Consider the following 2,151-nt stretch of genomic DNA (forward strand, 5'->3'; position numbering starts at 1 on the left):
CTCGAAGGCGTGGTCCGGTTCGACACGCTGCACGGCGCGGTCGAGGTCCGCGAGGCGCTCAAGGATGTCCGCCGCGCCGTCATCCTCGACGCCGGGCTCGTCGGCCTGACGCTGGCCCAGAGCCTCGCCGGATGCGGCATCGAGGTCACGCAACTCGTGGACGGGCCCTCGTACTGGCCGGAAATGCTCGACGAAAAAGCCTCCCGCCTGGTTGAGGACCTGCTGGAGAAGAACGGGATCGCGGTTCGGCGGCAGACGGCGGCGCGGGCGATCCTCGGGGCCGGGGGGCGGGCGATCGGCGTCGAAACGGCGGCCGGCGACCTGCTGGGCGCGGAACTGGTGGCCTGCGGGAGCCGCCGCCGGCCGGCCGTCGCACTCGTCGAAGGTTCCGGCATCGCCGTCGGGCGCGGCATCCGGGTGGACCTTCGGCTGCGGACGACCCAGCCGGACGTCTTCGCGGCGGGCGATGTGGCCGAGACCGTCCCGTCCGCAACGGAAACCGACGACCGCCGACCCTCGCCGCCGGGCGACACGCCCTTCTGCTGGCAGCGGGCGTGGAACCACGGCGCGATCGCCGCCGCAAACATGCTGGAGCCGGCCGGCGTCGAGGCCGCCCCGGCCCTCGCCGCCGGCGCGATCCGAATGCGGACGGAGGTCTTCGGACACGAACTGGCCGTCCTCGGCGCCGGACACCTGCCGGACGGCCCGGACACCGAATCGGTGCTCCTCCCGGCCGCAGGCGGGCCCTGTAGTAGAGGGAACCTCTCCATACAGGGCGGGCCGGAGACGTACCAGCGGCTGGTGTTCCAGGGCGGCCGGCTCGTCGGCGCGACGGTCTTCGCGGCGGGCGAACGGGTGCCCGAACTGGACCGGCTGGTGGCGAGCGGCGCCGACCGCGCCGCGGTCGAGCGCGCCATCGGACCCGCCGAACCGCAGACGGCCGGCGGCATCCCGCAGACGTTCGCGCGGCACTGCCCGATCTGCTCGGCCGAACTGATCGTCCATCACGGGACGCCCCCAGGCAGGCGGTTCCGGTGCGAGGCGTGCAATACGGAACTGGTGGTCCGCTGGGACAGCGAGCGGATGTGGATCGAGGTCAGCCCCGCCTGAAAAATGGGGTCTGACCGCATTCTTCGCGGGGCTGCGGAAAGGACAGGCATGAAGCGATGGTGGATGGTCGGCGTGGCGGCGGTGGCGTTGGCGGGGTGCGCGGCGGAACGGCCGAGCGAGCGGCTCTCGCCCCTGGAGGCGGAACAACTCCGGTGGAAATGGTGCGACCCGGGGGCGATCGTGCTGGAGGTCGCGGCCGCGGAATCGCAGCCGAACCTGCCGGACCTCGTGGCGCTCGAGGGCGGGCGCGAAGAAGGCCTCGCGCCGGACTTCCTGATGGGCATCTACCGCAAGGGCCGGTGGGTCGCCACAATCCGCGTTCTGGAGGTCGGCCCGCGCTGGACCCAGGCCGAAATCGTGGAAGGCAAAGCAGCGGATGTCCAGGCCGGCGACGTCGGCGTGTATCTGCCGATGCGCCGGCGGGCCTCGCCCGACCGGGGGGCGTGATGCCAGACACGGCCGTGGAACTGATTCTGGCGTCGAGTTCGCCGCGGCGGCGGGAACTCCTGCGCCAGGCCGGCTACCGCTTCAAGGTCCGCCCGCCCGGGCCGATCGAGGATGCGAGCATTCGCCGGGCCCCGAGCGCCGCCGCGTACGTCGAGAGCCTGGCGTACCTGAAGGCGATGTCGGCCATCGAGACGCACGGCATCCGGAAGGGCCTCGTGCTGGGGGCCGATACGGCCGTCGAACTGGAAGGGCGGGTCATCGGCAAACCTCGCGACGAGGACGAGGCGCGGCAAATCCTGTCGGCCCTGGCGGGCAGCATTCACCGGGTCCTGACGGGCCTGGCGCTCGTGGACGCGGGGGCGGGCCGGCGGTGGCTCGCGCACGACGCGACGACGGTCCACATGGGGCCGATGAGCGCCGCCGAGATTCACGCCTACGTTGCCTCCGGCGAGGCCCTCGGCAAGGCCGGCGCCTACGCCCTTCAGGAAACCGGCGACCGCTTCGTCGAAAGCATCGAGGGAAGTTTCACGAACGTCGTGGGTCTTCCCATGGAACTCCTGGAACGCATGCTAAAGGCGGCAAGCTATGACCCGA

3 protein-coding genes are annotated in these 2,151 nt (G+C 71.8%); all 3 read left to right on the plus strand.

The features are described 5' to 3' along the window. Nucleotides 1–1,110: FAD-dependent oxidoreductase (locus tag NTX40_04045; protein ID MCX5648256.1), on the plus strand; the 1,110-nt coding region annotated here is incomplete at its 5' end. 48 nt (nucleotides 1,111–1,158) lie between these two features. Next, complete coding sequence (locus NTX40_04050; protein ID MCX5648257.1) at nucleotides 1,159–1,557, plus strand: hypothetical protein; 399 nt, start codon at nucleotides 1,159–1,161, stop codon at nucleotides 1,555–1,557. Next, the coding region (locus NTX40_04055; GenBank protein MCX5648258.1) for a Maf family protein at nucleotides 1,557–2,151 on the plus strand (595 nt) is incomplete at its 3' end. The genes NTX40_04050 and NTX40_04055, both read left to right, overlap by 1 nt.

This window comes from Planctomycetota bacterium (assembly GCA_026387035.1).
Lineage (GTDB): Bacteria > Planctomycetota > Phycisphaerae > FEN-1346 > FEN-1346 > JAPLMM01.